This is a genomic window from Streptomyces sp. C10-9-1, from assembly GCF_024497955.1.
In the GTDB taxonomy this organism is placed as follows: Bacteria; Actinomycetota; Actinomycetes; order Streptomycetales; family Streptomycetaceae; genus Streptomyces; species Streptomyces sanyensis.
In genome coordinates this window covers 250,936-272,263 of record NZ_JANHKP010000001.1, presented here as the reverse complement: position 1 = coordinate 272,263, position 21,328 = coordinate 250,936, and the positions used below count along the sequence as shown (strand labels likewise).

At 76.0% G+C, this 21,328-nt stretch carries 17 protein-coding genes; 11 read left to right on the top strand and 6 right to left on the bottom strand.

The window, feature by feature from the left end:
- Positions 1 to 362 precede the first annotated feature (362 nt).
- Together NPS70_RS01280 and NPS70_RS01275 are read left to right on the top strand one after the other, a co-directional pair.
- Entirely contained in the window at positions 363 to 1,910 is a 1,548-nt protein-coding gene (locus tag NPS70_RS01280) for a protein phosphatase 2C domain-containing protein (protein ID WP_256521690.1), read from the top strand.
- 181 nt (positions 1,911 to 2,091) lie between these two features.
- Positions 2,092 to 2,574, top strand: a complete 483-nt coding sequence (locus NPS70_RS01275; protein ID WP_256521687.1) for an ATP-binding protein — start codon at positions 2,092 to 2,094, stop codon at positions 2,572 to 2,574.
- A 115-nt stretch (positions 2,575 to 2,689) separates the two neighbouring features.
- Here NPS70_RS01275 and NPS70_RS01270 read toward each other — a convergent pair whose 3' ends face one another.
- Together NPS70_RS01270 and NPS70_RS01265 are read right to left on the bottom strand one after the other, a co-directional pair.
- Positions 2,690 to 3,778 carry a DUF2637 domain-containing protein gene (locus NPS70_RS01270; protein ID WP_256521685.1) on the bottom strand — a complete coding sequence of 363 codons (1,089 nt, stop codon included), beginning with the start codon at positions 3,776 to 3,778 and terminating at the stop codon, positions 2,690 to 2,692.
- Positions 3,779 to 3,992: 214 nt separating this feature from the next.
- The gene (locus NPS70_RS01265; protein ID WP_256521675.1) at positions 3,993 to 4,838 is read right to left on the bottom strand and encodes a (2Fe-2S)-binding protein; all 846 of its coding nucleotides are present in this window, start codon (positions 4,836 to 4,838) and stop codon (positions 3,993 to 3,995) included.
- Positions 4,839 to 4,983: 145 nt separating this feature from the next.
- On the opposite strand from NPS70_RS01265, the gene NPS70_RS01260 reads away from it, so the two are divergent.
- The 3 genes from NPS70_RS01260 to NPS70_RS01250 all read left to right on the top strand — a co-directional run bounded on the left by NPS70_RS01260 (position 4,984) and on the right by NPS70_RS01250 (position 7,638).
- Positions 4,984 to 5,850 (top strand): GntR family transcriptional regulator, encoded by an 867-nt coding sequence (locus NPS70_RS01260; RefSeq protein ID WP_256521673.1) that lies wholly within the window; start codon positions 4,984 to 4,986, stop codon positions 5,848 to 5,850.
- 11 nt (positions 5,851 to 5,861) lie between these two features.
- Complete coding sequence (locus NPS70_RS01255) at positions 5,862 to 7,064, top strand: hypothetical protein (RefSeq protein ID WP_256521671.1); 1,203 nt, start codon at positions 5,862 to 5,864, stop codon at positions 7,062 to 7,064.
- Between the two features lie 211 nt (positions 7,065 to 7,275).
- On the top strand, positions 7,276 to 7,638 hold the full coding sequence (locus NPS70_RS01250; RefSeq protein WP_256521669.1) for a hypothetical protein: 363 nt from the start codon (positions 7,276 to 7,278) through the stop codon (positions 7,636 to 7,638).
- Positions 7,639 to 7,671: 33 nt separating this feature from the next.
- Here the strand turns inward: NPS70_RS01250 and NPS70_RS01245 are convergent, their stop codons facing one another.
- From NPS70_RS01245 to NPS70_RS01235, 3 genes are all read right to left on the bottom strand, one after another.
- A complete protein-coding gene (locus NPS70_RS01245) occupies positions 7,672 to 8,184 on the bottom strand; it encodes a protein phosphatase (protein ID WP_256521667.1) in 513 nt (170 codons plus the stop codon).
- Entirely contained in the window at positions 8,181 to 8,978 is a 798-nt protein-coding gene (locus NPS70_RS01240) for a hypothetical protein (protein ID WP_256521665.1), read from the bottom strand. Before NPS70_RS01240 ends, NPS70_RS01245 begins: the two co-directional genes overlap by 4 nt.
- A gap of 627 nt (positions 8,979 to 9,605) precedes the next feature.
- Positions 9,606 to 11,309, bottom strand: a complete 1,704-nt coding sequence (locus tag NPS70_RS01235; protein WP_256522197.1) for a PucR family transcriptional regulator — start codon at positions 11,307 to 11,309, stop codon at positions 9,606 to 9,608.
- A gap of 293 nt (positions 11,310 to 11,602) precedes the next feature.
- Between NPS70_RS01235 and NPS70_RS01230 the strand changes: the two genes are divergently transcribed.
- The 6 genes from NPS70_RS01230 (at position 11,603) to NPS70_RS01205 (ending at position 20,360) form a co-directional block, all read left to right on the top strand.
- On the top strand, positions 11,603 to 12,493 hold the full coding sequence (locus NPS70_RS01230; protein WP_256521664.1) for a xanthine dehydrogenase family protein subunit M: 891 nt from the start codon (positions 11,603 to 11,605) through the stop codon (positions 12,491 to 12,493).
- A 2-nt stretch (positions 12,494 to 12,495) separates the two neighbouring features.
- On the top strand, positions 12,496 to 13,098 hold the full coding sequence (locus NPS70_RS01225; protein ID WP_256521662.1) for a (2Fe-2S)-binding protein: 603 nt from the start codon (positions 12,496 to 12,498) through the stop codon (positions 13,096 to 13,098).
- A 2-nt stretch (positions 13,099 to 13,100) separates the two neighbouring features.
- Positions 13,101 to 15,506 (top strand): xanthine dehydrogenase subunit D, encoded by a 2,406-nt coding sequence (gene pucD / locus NPS70_RS01220; protein ID WP_256521661.1) that lies wholly within the window; start codon positions 13,101 to 13,103, stop codon positions 15,504 to 15,506.
- A 333-nt stretch (positions 15,507 to 15,839) separates the two neighbouring features.
- The gene (locus tag NPS70_RS01215; protein WP_256521660.1) at positions 15,840 to 17,321 is read left to right on the top strand and encodes an NCS2 family permease; all 1,482 of its coding nucleotides are present in this window, start codon (positions 15,840 to 15,842) and stop codon (positions 17,319 to 17,321) included.
- A 67-nt stretch (positions 17,322 to 17,388) separates the two neighbouring features.
- Positions 17,389 to 18,540, top strand: a complete 1,152-nt coding sequence (locus tag NPS70_RS01210) for an XdhC family protein (protein WP_256521658.1) — start codon at positions 17,389 to 17,391, stop codon at positions 18,538 to 18,540.
- A gap of 329 nt (positions 18,541 to 18,869) precedes the next feature.
- A complete protein-coding gene (locus NPS70_RS01205) occupies positions 18,870 to 20,360 on the top strand; it encodes a histidinol-phosphate transaminase (protein WP_256521657.1) in 1,491 nt (496 codons plus the stop codon).
- 49 nt (positions 20,361 to 20,409) lie between these two features.
- Here the strand turns inward: NPS70_RS01205 and NPS70_RS01200 are convergent, their stop codons facing one another.
- Positions 20,410 to 21,267: a helix-turn-helix transcriptional regulator gene (locus NPS70_RS01200; RefSeq protein WP_256521654.1), complete on the bottom strand. Its 858-nt coding sequence runs from the start codon at positions 21,265 to 21,267 to the stop codon at positions 20,410 to 20,412.
- Between the last annotated feature and the right edge of the window lie 61 nt (positions 21,268 to 21,328).

Here is a 21,328-nt window from a genome sequence, read left to right as displayed (position 1 = left end):
GGCCCGGAGGTGAAGGCCATGCGCCCGTCACCCCGCCCCGCCCGGGTGGTGCCCCGGCCCTCGGACGGTCCCGCCGCGACGCGGTGTCGTGCGCGTGATACCCCGCGGGAGGGCGTACCGGACCCGCGGACACGGCAGAGGGCCGACACTCGCCGTGCCGCCCCGCCGGGCGCCCCCGCCCACCGGCTCGTGGTCGGCGCAAACGCCGTGCGCTGACCACGAAGGGTCCGCCGGGCGATCTTCCCGTGGGGGGTTGGGTCGCCTGGCGGACCACCTGCGCCGCCGCCGGGGCCCCTTGCGTCGTATTGCCATTTTTCGGCGGACACCGTTTTTCGGGACGGCGGGCGGTGGAAGATACCGGCATGAGCGATCAGGGGGAGAGGCCGCCGGTCGGCCCGCGGTCCGAGGACGAGTGGTGGCGGCGGCTCTACGAGGAGAGCGCCCCGGACGCGGGCCCCCCGCCCGCCCCGGCCGGCGACAGCCTGGACGACCGCTTCGACTCGGCCGCCGGTGCCCTGTCCCGGCCCCCGGAGGGCGCGGGCGGGCCGCCCGCCGGGCCGGGGGCCCCCGACCCCCGCCTCCCCGGCCGCGCCGCCGCTCCCGGGGAGGCCCCGCCCCCGCCCACCGCGCCCCCACCTCCGCCCGTCGCTCCCGCGGGGGCGGCCGGGTGTGCGGCGGACCCGGCGGGCGGACCGCCGCCCCCGCCCGCGCCTCCCGAGACGCCGCCGCCTCCCGCCCGCCCGCCGGTCGCGGGAGCGGCCGGCCCCGGGGGCCCGGCCGCCCGGGGGAAGCGCACCGCGCCGCCCCCGGTGCCGCCGGAGCCGGCCGGGGAACCCGCCGCGGGAGCGGCCGGCCCCGGGGGCCCGGTGAAGGCGGCGGGGCGCACCGCGCCGGAGCCGCCGGGCGCCGTGCCGCGACCCCGGGTCGAGGTCGTGGGGGCGGGACCGCCCACCTACGAGCCCGACCCCACCGCGCTGCCCGCCGCCGATCCCCTGGCGCCGGACCGGGTCGTTCCCGACACGGTCCTCGACGGCGCGCGCTACGGCACCTTCACCCTGCGCGCGGCCTCCGTGCGCGGCGACTCCGCACGCTTCCGGGGCGCCCCGCGCAGCGACGCGCTGATGACCGCGCGCTTCGGGACCGGGGAGGCCGCGCTCGTCCTCGTCGCCGTCGCGGGAGGCAGCCGGCACACCGGTCACGCGCCGCTCGCGGCCGCCGAGCTCTGCCGCCGGATCTGCACGGCGATCGGACGCAGCCACGCCCGGCTCGCCGACGACATGAGGGCCGGCCGCCGCGACGACCTGAAGTCCGGCCTGCACCGGCTCACCGACCGGGGCTACGGCAGGCTGCGCGCCCGTGCCGCGGAACTCGGCATCGCCCCCGAGGAGTACACCGCGGGGCTGCGCTGCCTGCTGCTGCCCGCCGACCCCGGGTGCCGCACCCGGGTCTTCTTCGGCGTCGGACCCGGCGGGCTGTTCCGGCTGCGCGACGGAGCCTGGCACGACCTGGAACCGGCGGCCCCCGCGACGGGCGGGCCCGTCGTGGGCTACGGCTCGCCCGAGCGGGGACCGGCCGCCCGGGGCGTCCCGGAGGCGGGCCCCGGCGGGGACCGGCTCACCCTGGACCTGAGCGTCGCCGCACCGCCCGGCGCCGATGCCGGGGACCCGCTCCCGCCGCCCGCCGAGCCGTTCCGCTTCCGTGCCTCGGTGGCCCGCCCCGGCGACACCCTGCTGCTGTGCGGCGCCGGGCTCGCCGACCCCTTCCGGGGCGAGGCCGCCCTCGCCCGTGAACTGGCACTGCGCTGGGCGGGAGCCGAGCCGCCCGGCATGGCGGAGTTCCTGGCCGACGCCCAGCTGCGGGTGAAGGGCTATGCCGACGACCGCACGGCGGTGGCGGTGTGGGAGTCATGAGGACCGGGGCGGCCGCCCCGCATGGCCCGATCCGGCCTACGCACCGTCCCCCGCGCTGAGGCCCGCCTTCCGGTACGGGCGAATCCCATGCGTGGCGTTCCGCCGGTGGGGCATGCATCCCGTGAACGTCTACGAACCATGAACGGACACGCAGTGCGGACTCGGCCCGAGTGGGGGGAACATGACAGGACGTCACGGGGGCACCGAAGTGCGGGGACGGCTGCACAGGAGACTCTGCAGCGGTGACCTCACGGCCGTGCCCGAGGTCCGCCACGCGTTACGCGACCTGCTCGGCAAGTGGCCCGAGCCCGGCGCGGACGCCGCGCGCCCCGGTGCCGACCACACCGTGGACGCCGTCGACGTGGCCGAGCTGCTGGCCAGCGAACTGGTGACCAACGCCCTGATCCACACCGACCGGGGCGCCGTGGTCACGGCGACGGTGGAGGACCGCCGACTCCACGTGGAGGTCCGCGACTTCGTGGCCGGACTGCCCGTGAGGGACGCCCCCGACCCCGATCCGGGCAGGGCGCCCGAGGACCCTCCGCTCGGCACCTCCGGACGCGGACTGGTCCTCGTGGAGAGCCTCGCCGACGCCTGGGGCGTGCGTACCGCGCAGGGTGTGGGGAAGGTCATCTGGTTCGAGCTGCACGCGGGAGCCGCGTAGCGTCCGCCGCCCGCGGTGCGCGCACGGAGGACCGGGCGGCCCCGCCCGCCCCACGGCGCGGGATCCGCCCGGTCCGGTGCCTGCCGCCCGCGGTGGACGGGCGGCCCTGCCGTACTCAGCCGAACTGCTGCTCCAGATCCTTGAGTTTGCGCTCCAGGGAGTCGAGCCGGGGCAGCGTCTGGGTGTCGTCCTCCGCCGTCAGGTCCACGGTGACCGGCTCAGGGCCGCGTGTACCGACCGCCTGGAGCGAGGGCCTGGTACGTACCGGCAGCTGAGGCGGCTCGGGTATGGCGGGCTCCACGACGGACCCCGCCGACTCCACCATCGAGCCCCCTGCCGCCTGTCCCGGCTGGCCGCCCGCCGGCCCCAGGGCCGGCAGCTGGGCCGGCCGGGAGGACCGTCCGAGCCCCCAGGACCGGTGCTGGCGGTTGTACGCCTTGATCCTGGCGCGCTCCAGCTTCTCCTGGTCCCGGCGCCGCATCCGGTTCTGCTGCTTCTCCCTGCGGTCCTCGCGCACCTCGTCCACGGCCTCGTCCAGCGAGCGCACGCCCTCCAGCAGCATCAGCGACCAGGCGGCGAAGGTCTCCCGCGGAGCCCTGAGCCAGCGGACGATGCGGATCTGCGGAAGCGGCCGGGGCACCAGGCCCTGCTCGCGCAGCGCCGCACGGCGGGTCTGCTTGAGCGCCCGGTCGAACAGCACCGCCGCGGACAGCGACATGCCCGCGAAGAACTGCGGGGCGCCCGCGTGCCCGATGCCCCGCGGCGCGTGGACCCAGTTGAACCAGGCGGCGGCCCCGGCGAAGGTCCACACCAGCAGCCTGGAGCCGAGGGCGGCGTCTCCGTGGCTGGCCTCGCGCACCGCGAGCACGGAGCAGAACATGGCGGCGCCGTCCAGTCCGAAGGGCACCAGGTACTCCCAGCCGCCGGAGAGGTTGAGGTTCTGTCGCCCGAACCCCACGAGCCCGTGGAAGGAGAGCGCCGCGGCCACGGCGGCGCAGCAGAAGAGGAGGACGTAGGACGCGGTGCCGTAGACGGCCTCCTTGCGCCGCCGACGCTCCTCGCTGCGTTCCCAGGAGTCCTCGGCCGCCTTGTCGGTGTCGCCGCCGCGCTTGGCGCGCGTGAGCACCGCGACCGCCGCAAGGACCCCGAGGATCATCACGCCGCCGGGCAGCAGCCAGTCCAGCGATATGTCGGTCAGTCTCATGCGGTGTCCCTTGCATCGCGGTAGGCGTTCCGGCGCACATAGTGGCCGACCGCGAAGGGGCCCCAGGGGGTTTCGGGGCAAGTGAACGCCAATGAGGCGGATCACGGCACGGATAGGTGCGATCCGGTCGAACGGGTACGCATGATGATCGGGATGTGTTCGAGATCGACTCGCTCGAACGAGGGACGTGGGCGGTGGGTGTCCGAGTGGGTTCTCAGGCCGACCGCAGCAGGCGCTCCACCCGGTCCTCGTCGCAGGTGCGCGGGCAGGTCACGCACGTGTCCTGGGGGCGCAGGGTGTAGAACAGGCAGCAGCTCGCCCGGTCCCGCGTGGGCAGCGAGCCGCCGCCCGGGGCGGCCAGGCGGCGGAACCCGGCGGTGCCCACGTAGGGGCGGGTGGTGCCGGGCAGCAGGAGTTCCAGCTCCGCCATGGCCCGCTCCTCCTCCCCGAGGAGGTGGGCGACGTACCACAGGCCCTCGACGACCTCGTCCGTCGCCATGCCCCACAGGGCCCTGCTGCCGCGGCGCATCCGGGGGCGGAAACCGTCCAGCACCGGGCCGAGGTGCTCGGCGACGGCCGCCCGCACCTCGCCCCGCAGTGCCTCCTCGTCCGCCACGACCCGCGCACCGGGCAGCGCGGCGGCCGGGTCGCCCGGAAGGCAGGCGAAGCTCCCGACCCGTACCGCCATCTCGCCGGCGCCCCGGTGGTACGCCACGGCGCCGACGGGCAGCCGGGGCACCCGGCGGAGCAGGAACCAGGGCACGGTGACCAGCAGACAGGCGGGCCAGGCGTAGCGGTGGAGGCCGAAGCTCGCGGTCACGTCGGGCCGGGCGCGCCGCCCGTAGTCGCTCAGGACCTGGGCGTCGTCCCAGGCGAGGAACGCCTCCAGAGCCGGGCCGCCCGCGGCGAGCTCCTCCGCGGCCACCCAGCCCGGCCCCGAGGGTGCCGCGTCGGCCGCCGACAGCTCCGTGACCCGTAGGCCGCCGAAGACCTCGGTCAGGCGTGTGTAGGCCGCCCCGACGGGGGAGGACAGGCCGGAGAGCAGTGCGGGAACGGTCATGCCGGGGCCACCGAATCGCGATCGTCAGCAGGTTAGGCTTACCTTACCCGATCATCGTGGTGTTTGACCTGCCGCCCTGCCCGCCTATCGTGCTCACCGGGCATCGCGCACATCGGCGGTGCCGCTCCGGCCGGAGGAGGTTCCCATGGAGCAGGCGCGCGTGCGCGACGCCGAGGCGCTGCCGTCCGTACCGGCCCCCCGCGTCCCCGTCCGGACCCCTCTCGCGCCCGGCGGGCCGCCGTCCGTGCCCGGGCCGCCCGCGCCGTCGGCCGTGCCCGCCGCGAGAGCCCCCTCACCGGCGCGGGACCTCGGCGGCCCCCGCCCCGCGCCCGGCGTCCCGGGCACGGCCCCTGCCGCCCCGCCGCCCGGTCCGGCTCCCCGCACGGTGCGCCGCCACTCCGTGCGCGGTCAGGTCCTGGAGGCGCTGCGCTCCGCGCTCGCCGACGGCCGACTGCAACCCGGGCACGTCTACTCCGCTCCCGCCCTCGGCGCGCGCTTCGGCGTCTCGGCCACCCCGGTGCGGGAGGCCATGCAGCAGCTCGCCTCCGAGGGCGCCGTGGAAGTGGTCCCCAACCGCGGCTTCCGCGTCTGCGTGCGCTCCGCCGCCGAGCTGGCCGAAGTCGCCGAGGTGCGGGCGCTGATCGAGGTGCCCGTGGTCCTGCGGCTCGCGGCGACCGTGCCCGCCGGGCGGTGGGAGGAACTGCGCCCGCTCGCCGAGGCGACGGCCGCCGCCGCGGCCGCCGGGGACCGCGCCGCGTACGCCGAGGCGGACCGCGCCTTCCACCGCGCCCTGCTCTCCCTCGCGGGCAACCGGCGGCTGCTCGCGCTCGCCGAGGAGCTGCACCGCAGCTCCCGGTGGCCGCCGCCCGCCCCCGGCGCCGCGGCCGCCGACCGGGCCGTCCTCGCCGCGGACGCGGCCGAGCACACGGCCCTGCTGGAGGCGCTGATCGCGCGGGACCTCGATGCCGTCCGCTCGCTGGTCCGCGGGCACATCTCCGGCTCGGACGCCTGACGGGAGGATCGGTGCGCGGCACGGTCTGGGCGGTGGCCAACCAGCTCGGTGTGGTGGCCACGACGCCCGCGGAACTCCAGTCGGCCCTGCTCTCCGGGCCGCCCCGCGGCCCGGTGCGCCTCGCCCCGCTCGGGCACGACCCCGAGAAGCTCGGCGAACTCGCCCGGATACTGGGCGAGTTCGGGCACGGGCGGATCGTCCTCGAACCCTCCGGGGAGCGGGCGCCCGGGCCGGAGCCCGCCCCGCCCCCGCCGGCGGACCCCGACCGGGGCGACCCGGCCGCCCTCTGCTCGGCGGACCCCCTGAAGGTGACGGCGGCCTTCGAGGCCGACGAGGACGACCGCGGGGGGCTGCGCACCGCCTGGCTGCACGCGGGGCAGGCGCTGGTGCGGGAGCAGGCGCCCGCCGACCGCGCCCTGGTCCTGCTCGCCGCCCTTCCCCCGGACGCGCCCGCGGTGCTGAGGGCCGCGCTGGGAGCCCTGGCCGCCGCCGCCGACTGGTCCGTGGCCGACCGGTGGGAGGCTCCCGGGCCCGTGGTGGCCCTCGCCGACTTCGCGGGCCGGCTCCTGGTCGCCGACCGCTCCGGCACCGTGCACGGCCTCGACGAGCGGCGCCCGGTGACGGTGCCGACCGCCGCCCGGATCCGTGCCCTCGCCGCACTGCCCGACGCCACCCTGCTGATCCTCGACGAGCGCGGGCGCCTGCGGACCCGCGGCCCCGGCAGCGCCCTCACCAGGGCCGTGACGGCGACGCTGGAGGTCCACCCCGGCACGGCCCTCGCCGTGGGCGGCGGGGCGATCGCGGTGGGGGACCGGACCGGGTCGGTGCACGCCTTCGGCCCGGCCGGGCTGGACCAGGCGGCGCTCCACGCGGGCCGGGTCACGGCGCTCGCCGCGGCGGGGCCGGTGGTGTTCAGCGGCGGCGCCGACGGCGCGGTCCGCCGTTGGCGCCCCGGGCGGACCGGCCGGGCGGCGGGCGGGGAGGAACTCGCCGAGCGCGGCCACGCCGTCGTGGCCCTCCATGCGGCGGTCACCGAGTGGGGCCCGGCGGTGGCGGTGGCCTGGGCCGACGGCCTGGCCGAGCTGTACGGCCCAGGGCCGGGCCCCTCCCCGGGCTTCCGGCCGGGTCCCGCGGTGCGGGCGGTCGCCGCGACCCGGTCCGGCGAACTCGTGGTGGCCACCGACGAGGCGCTCGTGACGCTCCGCCCGCACTGAGGGGCCGCGTGCTCCGCCCGCACCGGGCGGCCGCCCGCAACCGCTCGCACGGCCCTGCGACCGGAGCCCCGCGGCGGGCGGAGGCGCGCCCGGCCGTGACCGGGCCCGTCGTGCACGCATCACGTTCGGTCACATCGTGGCCATGGGTGGACTACCCTGGGAGCCCCTCCGTCCAGGGCGGACGGAGCCGTCGCGGGTGTCAGGGGGTGCCATGGCCGACGAGCAGCCCGACGAACCGCGGGCGTCCTACTCCGACGAGGAGTGGAAGGCCTTCCAGATCGAGAGCGAGGGCCCGGCCAGGCTGCGGGCGCCGAAGGAACCCTCCGCACGCTCGCGCATCGTCGCCGGGCGCCTGCGCCGCCGGGACGAGGAAGCCGCACGCCGCCGCGGGCCGGGCCGCCTGCGCCGCCGTCGCCGCGGTCGCGCCGAGCCGGAGGGCTGGCGCGCCTGGAGCGCGCCCGAGCGGGCGCCCGTCCGCCGCGGCGGGGTGTGGACCTTCATCTGGATCGCCGTCGCCCTCGGCTTCGTCCTGGCCCTGCTGTTCCCGGAGCAGGTCCTGCCCTTCCTCCGCTGACGCCGCCACCCGGGCCGGTGCCCCGGGGCCCCGTCAGGGCGGAGGGTCCAGCCCCGACAGCAGCGAGGCCACGTCCAGCCCCGTCAGCAGATACTGCTCGAAGGCCGGATTGTGCAGCGCCCACGGCGAACGCCGCAGCCGCACGCGGTCGATGGCGCTGCCGCTGTCGTGCCCCAGCTCGATCAGGGTCTGCGCCACCACCAGGCCCGAGCGGTTGTAGCCCGAGTAGCAGCGCGCCAGCACCCTGCGCCCGTCGCGCACCGCGTCCGCCGCGAGCACGGCCAGGCGGCGCACGGTGTCGATCTCCCCGGCGGTCAGCCAGTCGTCCGGGATGGGCGCCACCCGGTGCTCCACGCCGCCCGCCGGACCGTGCCCGCTGCGCGTCCAGAGGCTGATCACCAGGTCGAACTCGCGGCCCACCACCACGTCCTGATGCGCCAGCACGCCGTCGGACCACACATGGCCGCCCATCCACAGCCCGGTGGTGATCTCGTCCCAGCGGGTCCGGGGCTCCGGTACGTCGCCCTCCCTGCGGCGCGTTCTCACGGTGCGGCCGGCTCCGGGTGGGTGGGCGGGGAGGGCTGGGCGGGGACGGCGGAGAGCCGCCCCGCCAGGGACACCGGCACCCCGCCCAGCAGCCGGAACAGGCGTCGCGCCTCGGCCCGGAGCCGGTCCGCGTCCGGGTCGGGGGCGCAGTCCGCGAGCCCGGCGAGCGCGGGCACCGTGCCCACGAGGTAGCCGAGTTCCTCGCGGATCCGCAGGCACTCGGTGAACCCCGTCCGGGCGGCCGCCGCATCGCCCTCCGCCAGGGCGATCCCCGCGAGCTGCTCCCAGGTGAAGGACAGCAGCAGCGGGTCCTCCTGCGCCTCCGCGCCCGTGTGCGCCCGCTGGTAGGCCGCCCTCGCCGCCTGGGGGGCGTCGCCGATGTGCTCGGCGACCAGCCCCCGCCGGAAGTCGAGCAGCGGGCGGCGGGGCGAGGCCGGCGACAGCAGCGCCGCCGCGCGGCCCAGCGCCGAGCGCGCCTCGTCCGCACGGTCCCGGACGCCGAGCCGGGTGGCGGCGTACGCCAGCCTGCCGCGCTCGCTCGCGGCCCCGCCGCGCTCCTCGTCGTCGCCCGCCACGGCCTCGGCCGTCCGCAGGGCGTCCTCGGCCTCGGCCCAGCCCTCGGAGGTGAACAGGCACCGTTCGACGAGCAGCCCGGCCCGCTCCAGAGCCGCCGCCGGCTCGTCCGCGCGGTCCGTCAGGAGAGCCGCAGCGTCGGTCCAACAGCCGCGCGAGCGCAGCCGCCATACCGCGGTCTGGAGGGGATCGTCACCTGCTGTGGTTCCGGAACCAGACATGGCGGTATGCGCCACTTGCCCTCCCCTAGCACGCCATTGAGCTGTCGAGTCAGGAGGGAATCTCAGCACGGATCCGCGCACCGGGCCAAGGGGTCGAGTGAATTGGTTCACAATCTTTCGGCGGCCGACCGGGTCGCGGTGGGAACGGTCGCCTGCGGTGCCGGAACCCGGGCGGCCCCCGTGGTTGAGCGGGGCCGGCCTGCCGGCCGCGCCGTCAGGGACCCCTCCCCACCGGCCCGTTCGTCGTCAATCCGGCGGTACCCGTCTCGACCCCCACGGGTGAGGGCGGCGGACGGCCGGGCGGGTGACGCGCCGCGCCGCACCCCGCCGGGGCGCGCCCCCGGCGGTCGGGGCGACGGCCGCGGACGGCGTCCCCGCCCGGACGCGGACGCCGCCTACGCCGGAATGCGCAGCGATCGGGGCGCGTGCGTCGCCGGGCGGGTGGACGGCTGCGTAGACGGGGCGGTGCGCGGCGACGCACGGCCGGAGGACGGGCCGGTGCCGCCCGGGACCCCGGGCGCCGTGCGGTGTCCGGTTCGCGCCCCGGGTGCCGTCCGTCCGGACCGCCGCCCGTGTGGGGCAGTCCGTCCGGACCGCCGCCCGCGCGGGTCGGCGGGTGCCGGGCCGTCAGGACATCCGCAGCGCCAGGAAGAAGTCCAGCTTGTCCTCCAGCCGGGACAGGTCCCGGCCGGTGAGCTGCTCGATGCGCCCCACGCGGTAGCGCAGCGTGTTCACGTGCAGGTGCAGCCGGCCCGCGCAGCGCGTCCAGGAGCCGTCGCAGTCCAGGAACGCCTCCAGGGTGGGGATCAGCTCCGCCCGGTGCCTGCGGTCGTAGTCCCTCAGCGGGTCCAGCAGCCGTGCGGTGAAGGCCCGCCGGACGTCGTCCGGCACGAACGGCAGCAGCAGCACATGGGAGGCCAGCTCGTGGTGGCCCGCCGCGCAGACCCGCCCGGGGCGGGCGGCGGCCACCCGGCGGGCGTGCCGCGCCTCCTCCAGCGCCCCGCGCAGCCCCTCGGCGGAGTGCACGGCCGCACTGACGCCCAGAGTGAGGCGTCCGTCGTCGCCCAGCCCCGCGGACAGCGGCTCCTGCACGGAGGAGAGCAGGGCGTCGGCGTGCAGGCCCGCGTCCGCGTCCGGTGCCGCACCCCGCCCGCCCTCCCCGTCGGCGCCCGGGGGCCCCAGCGGCGGCAGCGGCACGAGCGCGATCGCCTCGTCGCCCGTGTGGGCGACGGCGATCCGGTCCGCGGACTCGGTACCCGCCACCGCCGGGTCCACCAGCACCTCCTCCAGCAGGGACTGGGCGACCGGGCCGGGCTCGGAGTCCGCCTGCGGACCTCCCCAGTCGACCCGCGCGACCACGACCTGCCAGTGGGGCGCCGTGCCGAGGCCCGGCAGCAGCACCGGCGCCGCCACCCGCAGCCGGGCGGCGATCTCCGCCGGTGCGGCACCCGTCTGGACCAGCTCCAGCACCTCCTGCGCCAGCCTGCGGCGCACCGTGCGGGCCGCCTCGCGCCGGTCCCGCTCGACCGCGATCAGCTGGGTGACGCCCTGGAGCAGGTCCAGCCGGGCGGCGGGCCAGTCGGCGGCGTCGGCCTCGACGGCCAGCAGCCAGTCCGAGAGCACCTGCTCGCGCACGTCACGGGCGGCGGTCCCGCCGCTTCGCGCGGTGTTGCGGATCGGGAACAGCGAGTACGTGGTCCCGTCCACGGCGGCCCGGTGGGGGGCGCGCCGACCCGCCCGGACGGCGGCGAGGTGCTCGCCCGCGAGGGCGGCCGCCGTCGGCCGGGCGAGCACCTCGCCGGGGCCGGCGATCCGGCGGCCGGTGGGGGACAGCACCCAGGCGCGCAGGTCCAGGTCGGAGCCGAGGAGGTCGAGCACCGCGTCGGGGCCGCCGCCCGTGGGGCCGGAGGTCATCAGCCGTCTGTGCCTGTCGACGACGGCGGCCAGGTCCCCGGCCCGCTCCCCGGAGACCTGGCGGACGACATGCTCCGTGATCGTCGCGAACGCAACGGACTCGTTCACCGCGAAGAGCGGCAGCCGGTGGCGCGAACACGCCTGGACGAGATCGTCGGGGATGTCCCCGAGCTCCGCCTCGCCCGCCGCCAGCCCCGCCACCTGGGCGCCCGCGAGGATCCGTACGAACGGCTCGGAGTCCTCGGGGCCGCGCCGCCACGCCAGACCCGTCAGTACGAGCTCCCCGCCGGAGAGGTAGCGGCTCGGGTCCTTGAGGTCGGTGGTCATCACGCCCCGCACCCCGCGGTCCAGCTCCTCCTCGCCGCCGAGCAGGCGCAGCCCCAGCGCATCGGTCTCCAGCAGTGCGCGCAGCCGCATGTCGTCGCCGCCGATCTGTCGTTGGTTGGCCGGTACCAGGCGGAAAGCCGTGGCCACGGTTTCCGGGGGGAAACGGTGAGGTTGCCGGTGTCCGCCTTTCGTTCGAATCTACAAGACGAGGGAGGCGGCCAGCCAACTCCTTCATGGTTTCGGTGACTGCACCCCGCCGGTGGCGGCTTGTGTACTGGACCACATCGCATGAACAGCGCATGAACATCCAGTCGAGGGCCGGCCGTCCCGGGCCCGTTGCGACGGACCCCGATCACGTTCGATCAAGAAGAAGAGAGCCGCTCATGGACTTCCTTCGCCCCGCCAGCTGGGAGGAGGCGCTCGCTGCGAAGGCAGAGCACCCCACAGCTGTCCCCATCGCGGGTGGCACCGATGTGATGGTCGAGATCAACTTCGACCACCGCCGGCCCGAGTACCTCCTGGACCTCAACCGCATCGGCGACCTCACCGAATGGGAGGTCGGCGGCGAGAGCGTCCGGCTGGGTGCCTCCGTCCCCTACACCGCGATCATGGAGAGCCTGAGGACCGAGCTGCCGGGCCTGGCCCTCGCCTCGCACACGGTGGCCTCCCCCCAGATCCGCAACCGCGGCGGCGTCGGCGGCAACCTCGGCACCGCCTCCCCGGCCGGCGACGCCCACCCCGCCCTGCTGGCCGCGGGCGCCGAGGTCGAGGCGGAGTCCGTCCGCGGCTCCCGCATGATCCCGATCGACGCCTTCTACACCGGGGTCAAGCGCAACGCCCTGGCCCCCGACGAGCTGATCCGCGCGGTGCACATCAGGAAGGCCGACGGACCGCAGCAGTACTCCAAGGTCGGCACCCGCAACGCCATGGTCATCGCGGTGTGCGCCTTCGGGCTCGCGCTCCACCCCGAGAGCCGCACCGTCCGCACCGGCATCGGCTCCGCCGCCCCCACCCCCGTGCGCGCCGAGGCGGCCGAGGACTTCCTGAACGCCGCGCTGGAGGAGGGCGGCTTCTGGGAGAGCGGCAAGATCATCACGCCCTCCGTCGCCAAGCAGTTCGCGGAGCTCGCCTCCGGCGCCTGCAACCCCATCGACGACGTCCGCGGCACCGCCCGGTACCGCCGCCACGCCGTCGGCATCATGGCCCGCCGGACCCTCGGCTGGACCTGGGAGCAGTACCGCGGCACCGCCCGCACGCTGGAAGGAGCTGCATAGCCATGCGCGTCAACTTCACCGTCAACGGACGCCGCCAGGAGGCCGACGACGTCTGGGAGGGCGAGAGCCTGCTGTACGTGCTGCGCGAGCGCCTGGGCCTGCCCGGCTCCAAGAACGCCTGCGAGCAGGGCGAGTGCGGCTCGTGCACCGTGCGCCTGGACGGCGTCCCGGTCTGCTCCTGCCTCGTCGCCGCAGGCCAGGTCGAGGGCCGCGAGGTCGTCACCGTCGAGGGCCTGGCGGACTACGCCAGGCAGCGCGAGGAGGGCTGCGCCTCCGGGGCCTGCGGCGGCGCCCCGGGCGGCACCAGCCTCCAGGACGCCCGGGGCTGGAGTGCCCAGGGCACCGACTCCCACACCGGCGAGGGCACCGAGCTGGCCCCGATCCAGCAGGCCTTCATCGACGCCGGGGCCGTCCAGTGCGGCTTCTGCACCCCCGGTCTGCTCGTCGCCGCCGACGAGATGCTGGAGCGCAACCCCTCGCCCACGGACGAGGACATCCGCGAGGCCCTCTCCGGCAACCTCTGCCGCTGCACGGGCTACGAGAAGATCCTGGACGCCGTCCGCCTCGCGGCCGCCCGCCAGGAGCGCCAGGAAGAGGCGGTCTGACGATGACGCAGCACACCCGGGTCGCGTCCACCCCCGCGGGCACGCCCACCGACGTCACCCAGGGCTCCCGCACCAGGGGCGGCATCGGGGAGTCCACCCTTCGCCCGGACGGCACCCTGAAGGTCACCGGCGAGTTCGCCTACTCCTCGGACATGTGGCACGAGGACATGCTCTGGGGCCAGATCCTGCGCTCCACCGTCGCCCACGCCGAGATCGTCTCCATCGACACCTCCGAGGCACTCGCCCAGGCCGGCGTCTACGCCGTCCTCACCTACGAGGACCTGCCCACCGAGGTCAGGAACTACGGACTGGAGATCCAGGACACCCCCGTCCTCGCCAACGGTGTGGTCCGCCACCACGGCGAGCCCGTCGCCCTGGTGGCCGCCGACCACCCCGAGACGGCCCGCCGCGCCGCCGCGAAGATCAAGGTCGAGTACCGCGAGCTGCCCGTCGTCACCGACGAGGCCTCCGCGGTCGCCGAGGACGCCCCGCTGCTGCACCCGGGCCGGGACGACCACCACGTCGGCCACGTCCCGCACCCCAACATCGTCCACCGCCAGCCGATCGTCCGCGGCGACGCCGACGCGGCCGCCGCGCGCGCCGACGTCGTCGTCTCCGGCGAGTACACCTTCGGCATGCAGGACCAGGCATTCCTGGGCCCGGAGTCCGGACTGGCCGTGCCGGCCGAGGACGGCGGCGTCGACCTGTACGTCGCGACCCAGTGGCTCCACTCCGACCTGCGCCAGATCGCCCCCGTCCTCGGGCTGCCCGAGGAGAAGGTCCGCATGACGCTCTCCGGGGTCGGCGGCGCCTTCGGCGGCCGCGAGGACCTGTCCATGCAGATCCACGCCTGCCTGCTCGCGCTGCGCACCGGCAAGCCGGTCAAGATCGTCTACAACCGGTTCGAGTCCTTCTTCGGCCACGTCCACCGCCACCCGGCCAAGCTCTGGTACGAGCACGGCGCCACCAGGGACGGCAAGCTGACCCACATGCGGTGCCGGATCGTGCTCGACGGCGGCGCCTACGCTTCCGCCTCCCCGGCCGTCGTCGGCAACGCCTCCTCGCTCTCCGTCGGCCCCTACGTCGTCGACGACGTGGACATCGAGGCCATCGCCCTCTACACCAACAACCCGCCCTGCGGCGCCATGCGCGGCTTCGGCGCGGTCCAGGCGTGCTTCGCCTACGAGGCGCAGATGGACAAGCTGGCCGCGGCCCTCGACATGGACCCGGTCGCCCTCCGGCAGCTCAACGCCATGGAGCAGGGCACCCTGCTGCCCACCGGCCAGCCGGTCGACTCGCCCGCGCCCGTCGCCGAGCTGCTCCGCCGCGTCAAGTCCCGCCCGCTGCCGCCCGAGCGCCAGTGGGAGACCACCGAGGGCGCCGACGTCCGCGCCCTGCCCGGCGGGCTGTCCAACACCACCCACGGCGAGGGAGTGGTGCGCGGCGTCGGCTACGCGGTCGGCATCAAGAACGTCGGCTTCTCCGAGGGCTTCGACGACTACTCCACCGCCAAGGTGCGCATGGAGGTCGTCGGCGGCGAGCCGGTGGCGACCGTGCACACCGCGATGGCGGAGGTCGGCCAGGGCGGCATCACCGTCCACGCCCAGATCGCCCGCACCGAACTCGGCGTCACCCAGGTGACCATCAACCCGGCCGACACCCAGGTCGGCTCCGCCGGATCCACCTCGGCCTCCCGCCAGACCTACGTCACCGGCGGCGCCGTCAGGAACTCCTGCGAGCTGGTCCGGGACAAGGTCCTGGAGATCGGGCGCCGACGGTTCGGCTCCTACCACCCGGCCTGGGCCACCGCGGAACTCCTGCTGGAGGGCGGCAAGGTCGTCACCGACGGCGGCGAGGTCCTCGCCGACCTGGCCGAGGTGCTCCAGGACGAGGTCGTCGAGGTCGAGGCCGAATGGCGCCACCGGCCCACCGAGGCCTTCGACCTGCGCACCGGCCAGGGCAACGGCCACGTCCAGTACTCCTTCGCCGCCCACCGGGCCGTGGTCGAGGTCGACACCGAACTCGGCCTGGTCAAGGTGATCGAGCTGGCCTGCGCCCAGGACGTGGGCAAGGCGCTCAACCCGCTCTCCGTCATCGGCCAGATCCAGGGCGGCACCACCCAGGGCCTGGGCGTGGCCGTGATGGAGGAGATCATCGTCGACCCCAAGACGGCCAAGGTCAGGAACCCCTCCTTCACGGACTACCTGATCCCCACGATCCTCGACACGCCGACCATCCCGGTCGACGTGCTCGAACTCGCCGACGAGCACGCCCCCTACGGGCTGCGCGGCATCGGCGAGGCCCCCACCCTGTCGTCCACCCCGGCCGTCCTCGCGGCGATCCGGAACGCGACCGGGCTGGAGCTGAACAGGACGCCGGTGCGCCCCGAGCACCTCACCGGTACCTGAGAGCCCCCGAACCCTCCGGGTGGTGCGCGCAGTGCCCGAGCACAGGCCCCCCTGCCGCCCGCGGCCCCGGCCGCGGGCCGGAGGGCGCCGCCCGCACCACCCGGAGCAGCCGCCCCGCCGCACCGCTCGCGGCCGGACCACCGGCACCCCCACGCAGTACCCCGCGGGACCCCGCAGCGACGGGACCCGCGGCCCCACCGAGCAGTACCGCAAGACCCCGCAGAGCACGTTCGTCTCGGGCCGTCCCCCGGGTCGTGCAGCCGAAGCACCTTCCCAAATCCCGCCGCCGCCCCTGTGCGTCGGGTGCCCCTGTGAACCTTGGGAGTAGGCATCATGACCCAGCAGTCCACCGAGCCGAGAACCACGGCGGACGACGCCGGCGCGGGAACGCGCCAGCCCGCCGGAAGATCCTGGCTCGACCGTTACTTCCACATCTCCCGGCGCGGATCCACCGTCGGCCGGGAGGTGCGCGGCGGCATCACCACCTTCATGGCGATGGCGTACATCATCCTGCTCAACCCGGTGATCCTCTCCGTGCCGGACGCCACCGGCGCCACCCTCGACGGCAACCAGCTGACCACCGCCACCGCCTTCGCGGCCGCCGCCACCACGATCATCATGGGCCTCGTCGGCAACGTGCCGCTGGCCCTCGCCGCGGGGCTCAGCGTCTCCGCCGTCATCGCCTTCCAGGTCGCACCCGAGATGACCTGGCAGAACGCGATGGGCATGTGCGTCATCTACGGTCTGGTGATCGTGCTCCTGGTCGTCACCGGCCTCCGCGAGCTGATCATGAACGCCATACCCCTGGCGCTCAAGCACGCCATCACGATGGGCATCGGGCTCTTCGTCTGCCTGATCGGCCTGGTCTCCGCCGGCTTCGTGACCTCCATGCCAGGGCCGGGCGGCGTGGCCGGTGCCAAGCCCATCCAGCTCGGCACCGCGGACATGCTCACCGGCTGGCCGGTGCTCTGCTTCGCGGTGACCGTGCTGCTCATCTTCGTCCTCCAGGTGCGCAGGGTGCCCGGCGCGATCCTCATCGGCATCGTCGGCGGAACCGTCTTCGCCGCGCTGGTCCACCAGTTCGCCGGGCTCGACCGCGACGCCTGGGGCGGTCTCAACGCACCCGAGATCACCGGATCGGTCGTCAGCGCACCGGACTTCGGCCTCTTCGGCGACGTCTCCTTCAGCGGCATCACCGACGTCGGCGGCATCACCGTCGGCGTGATCGTCTTCACCCTGGTGCTGGCCGGCTTCTTCGACGCCATGGGCACCATCATCGGCATCGGCCAGCAGGCCAACCTGGCCGACGACCAGGGCAGGATGCCCGGGCTGAACCGCGCGCTGGCCGTCGACGGCGCCGGCGGCGTCATCGGCGGTGTGGCCGGCGCCTCGGGGCAGACCGTCTTCATCGAGTCCACCGCGGGAGTCGGCGACGGCGCGCGGACCGGCCTGTCCAGCGTGGTGACCGGTCTCGCCTTCACCCTCTGCCTGTTCTTCACCCCGCTGGCCCAGCTCATCCCCTCGCAGGTCGCCGCCGCCGCCCTGGTGGTCATCGGCGCGATGATGATGAGCAACGCCCGGCACATCGACTGGACCGACTCGGCGACCTCGATCCCGGTCTTCCTGACGACCGTGCTCATGCCCTTCACCTACTCCATCACCGCGGGCATCGCGGCCGGTGTGATCGCCCACGTCCTGATCAAGGCGGCCCAGGGCAAGGCCCGCGAGGTCGGCTGGCTGATGTGGGTCCTCACCGCCGTGTTCCTCGCCTACTTCGCCCTTCACCCGATCGAGGGATGGCTCGGCGTGAAGTAGCCGGCCACCGGCGGACCCGCCCCGGCGGGTCCGCCCCCGCCTCCCGACACCCCGAGGAGAACCCCAGATGCTGGACATCGCCGAAGAGCTGGACCGGTGGGTCGGGCAGGGCCGCTCGTTCGCCGTCGCCACGGTCGTGGCGGTGGGCGGCAGCGCGCCCCGGCAGCCCGGGGCGGCGCTCGCCGTCGACAGCGAGGGGACCGCCGTCGGATCGGTGTCGGGAGGCTGTGTGGAGGGCGCGGTCTACGACCTGTGCACGCAGGCGCTCATCGACGGCCGGACCGTGCTCGAACGCTTCGGGTACAGCGACGAGGACGCCTTCGCCGTGGGTCTGACCTGCGGCGGCGTCATCGACATCCTCGTCGTCCCCGTCCGCCCGGACGACCCCGGCCGGGCGGTGTACGCGGCCGCCCTGGCCGCTGCGGCGCGGGGCGAGGCCGCCGCCGTCGCCCGGATCGCCGACGGCCCCGCGGACCTCGCGGGGCGGGCCCTGCTCGTCCGCCCCGACGGCACCCACGAGGGGACCCTCGGAGGCCACCCCGAACTGGACCGGACGGCGGCCGCCGAGACCGCCGCCCTGCTCGACGCCGGCCGCACCGGCACCCTCGTCATCGGCGAGGAGGGCTCCCGCTGCGGGCGGCCGCTGACCCTGCTCGTGGAGTCCAGCGTCCCCGCCCCCCGCATGATCGTCTTCGGTGCGATCGACTTCGCCGCCGCGCTGGTGCGGGTGGGCCGCTTCCTCGGCTACCACGTCACCGTGTGCGACGCCCGGCCGGTGTTCGCCACCCGCGCCCGCTTCCCGGAGGCGGACGAGGTCGTCGTGGAGTGGCCGCACCGCTACCTCGCCTCCACCGGGGTGGACGGCCGGACCGTGCTGTGCGTGCTCACCCACGACGCGAAGTTCGACGTCCCGCTGCTGGAGGCCGCGCTGCGCCTCCCGGTCGCCTACGTCGGCGCGATGGGGTCGCGCCGCACCCACGAGGACCGCAACCGCCGCCTGCGCGAGGCGGGGGTCACCGAACTCGAACTCGCCCGGCTGCGCTCGCCGATCGGACTCGACCTCGGGGCGCGCACGCCCGAGGAGACGGCCCTGTCGATCGGCGCCGAGATCGTCGCGAGCCGCCGCGGCGGCTCGGGCGTCCCCCTCACCGGCGCCCACACCCCGATCCACCACGACGGCACGGAGGGCGTCGCGGGCCGCATCGGCTCGGTGGCCTGAGACGCCCCCGGGACCGCCGCCGGGGAGCCACGGGGACCGCGCGACCACCTCGGCGGGTGACCGGGGGCGAACCGCCGGAACACCCGCCGCGAGCCGCCCTCCCGGCCCGGTGCCGCCCGCCCGCACGGCACGGAACCGGGGCGCACGGGCAGGACGCGGCCCCGCCGGCCACGGCGCCCGCATGCGGGCAGCCGGGTGTGCGGTGCCCCGGCCCGCACCGCACGCCCGCCGCGGCCGTGAACGCCCGCGCCGCGCCGTGCGTACCTCCGGGCGGCCGGGACGCGTCCGCGTCCGGGCGGAGGCGGGAAGCAGCCCCTGGGAGGCATGCCGTGGCCGGCAGCGACGTCACCGCACTGTTCCGCGCGACCACCGCGCACAGCCCTTCGTACTTCACGCTCGGCCGGGCCGCAGGGGCCCGGGCGGGCGAGATCGTGGACTTCTGCATCCCCTGCAACCCCTACTTCCCCACGCCCGACATGTTCGACCGGCTCGGCGGGCGGCTGCGGGAGATCCTCACCTACTACCCCAGCAGCGCGGACACCATCACCGCCGAGCTCTGCCGGCTGCTGGACCTCAACCCCCAGACCGTCGCCATGGGGAACGGCTCCACCGAACTGATCACCTGGATCGACCACCTGCTGGTCCGGGAGTCCCTCGCCGTACCGGTCCCCACCTTCGGGCGCTGGACCGACCAGCCGATGGAGACGGGCAAGCGGGTGGACATGATGCTGCTGCCCGAGGCGCGCGGATTCGCCCTGGAGGCCGCCTCCTTCGTGCGCTTCGTCCGCAGCCGGGGATCGCGCGCCGCGGTCGTCTGCAACCCCAACAACCCCGACGGGGGCCTGCTGGACCGCGGCGAGGTCCTCTCGCTGCTCGACCAGCTCCACGACCTCGACCTGGTGGTCGTGGACGAGTCCTTCCTGGAGTTCGCCGACGACGGGCCGCGCACGAGCGTCGCCCAGGAGGCGGTGCTGCGGCCGAACGTCATCGTGCTGCGCAGCCTGGGCAAGAACTTCGGGCTCCACGGGGTGCGCTTCGGCTACCTCGTCGCCAACCCCCAGCTGGCGGGCCGGGTACGCGACGCACTGCCCAAGTGGAACCTCAACTCCTTCGCCGAGACGGTGGTGTTCATGCTGGGGGAGCACCGGCAGGAGTACGCCGAGAGCCTGCGCAGGGTCTGCCGCGACCGCGGCGACATGACCGCCCGGCTCTCCGGCCTGCCGGGGCTCACCGTCTACCCGTCCCAGGGCAACTTCGTGTACGTGCGCCTCCCCGAGGGCGCCGACGGGGCGCTGCTGCGGGACCGGCTGCTGGCGGAGCACGGCGTGCTGGTGCGGGAGTGCGGCAACAAGATCGGCAGCTCCAGCCGCTTCCTCCGGCTCGTGGTGCGGCCCGAGCCCGATGTGGAGCGCCTGGTCGGGGCGATGGAGCAGGTGCTGTACGGACGGCGCGTGACGGCTCCGCCGCCCGCCCCCGAAGCGGCGGCGGCGCGGCCGATGCTGGCGAGCGTGCCCGGTGCGGCCCCGCCCGCGGCCCGGCACGCCGCCCCGGCGCTGCGGCCCGCCCCGTCCTTCGACTCCCCCGTCGTCGCGGCGGAGCCGTTCCCTCCGCGGGCGGTGGCCCCGGAGTCGGTCGTGCCGAGCGCTGCCGCACCCCTGCCGCCGACGGGCGTGGAGGGGACGGTCGTGGGCGCGGGGGTGCCCCTGGACGGGCGGCTCCCGGAGCCGGGCGTGCAGCGGCCCGGACTGGCCCGGGCGATGACCGCCGGCTACACCTCCTCCGGCACACCGGCCGTCGACCGGCTGATCTCCGGCCCCTGAGCACGGGCGGGCGGGGCCGCCGCGGGCCGGCCCCGCCCGCCGCCCCGGCCTACGGCAGCAGCCCCGCGCGGCGGGCCGCCGTGACCGCCTCCAGCCGCGTGTGGGCGCCCAGCTTCCGCATCGCCGACCGCAGATAGCTCTTCACGGTCTCCGGCCGCAGGCCCAGCCGCTGCGCGGCCGCCGCGTTCGTCGCCCCGCCCGCCACACAGCTCAGCACGTCCTTCTCCCGCGCCGTCAGCGCCGGCCCCGGCCGGCCCGGCCCGCCGACGGGGCGCGCCGCCGAGGCCAGCAGGCCGCAGGCCGCGAGGAGTTCGCCCCGCAGCGCCTCGTCCGCGATCCGCGGCGCCAGCGCGCGCAGCGCCCCGTGCGCCTCGCGGACGGTCTCCCAGGCACCCGGCGCCGCTCCGGGCGGTGCGCCCGCCGCGGCGGCCAGCAGCGCCCGCGCCTCGTCCCGGACGGCCAGGGCCTGCTCCACGTCGCGGGCCGCCGCGACCGCCGCGTCCAGCACCCGGTCGCCGAGGGCGAGGGGCTGGCGCAGAGCCCCGTAGAGGACCCCGCGCACGGCGCGACGCACCACCACCGGCACGGCGACCACAGACCGCAGCCCCTCCGCCGCCACCGCCGCGTCGTACTCGTGGCTGATGGTGCGCGCCACCCGGTAGTCCGCCACCGCACAGGGCCGCGCCAGCGCCATGGTCCGTCCCCCGAGGCCGTTCCCGGTCCGGATCTCCAGGCCGCGCAGCACCCCCGTCGAGGCGCCCGCCAGCTCGGCGATGCGCAGCCGGCCGCCGGCCCCGGCCCCGCCGGGGCCGGGCAGCAGCCCCCCGAAGGCGACGGGCAGCCCGGTGGAGCGGCGCAGCCCGAGCAGGGCGGAACGGATCTCGGCCGCGTCCTCGGGTACCCGCATGCGTTGTTCCTCCTGACCGGCCGCGCCCGTGACGGCACCCCCGTCCGGGGGTGGTGAGAGC